This window comes from Burkholderia sp. BCC0397 (assembly GCF_902832865.1).
Lineage (GTDB): Bacteria > Pseudomonadota > Gammaproteobacteria > Burkholderiales > Burkholderiaceae > Burkholderia.
Window position 1 is genome coordinate 1 of the sequence record NZ_CADFDL010000041.1, and the last position, 356, is coordinate 356.

The 356-nt window shown below is 67.1% G+C and carries 1 pseudogene; it reads right to left on the reverse strand.

Annotated features, from left to right (window positions below):
• A pseudogene (locus HWX03_RS36685) lies at positions 1 to 356 on the reverse strand (ferritin-like domain-containing protein); the annotation flags it as partial.

The following is a 356-nucleotide window of genomic DNA, read 5'->3' on the forward strand; positions in this document are numbered from 1 at the left end:
GGCAGGCGCGACTGCACGGTGTCGCGCGGGAACAGCGCCTGGTTCACGTGCAGGTTGGTCGGGTGCAGCGGCTTCTCGGTGCGGCGCGCCGACGCCATCAGCACGCCGATCTTCGCGAATGCGGCGCGTGCGACGTCGCCGCAGTTGTTCAGCGCTTTCTTCATGTAGCGCAGGTACGCGCCGCCATGACGCGCTTCGTCGCGCGAAATCGTTTCGTAGATCTGCTTGATGACGGGCTCGGTATGCCAGTCGGCCGCGCAGCGGTACCAGTGGTTCAGGCGGATCTCGCCGCAGAAGTGCAGCATCAGCGTCTCGAGCGGCGGCGCCGGGTCGAACTGGAAGCGCACCGCGTGCAG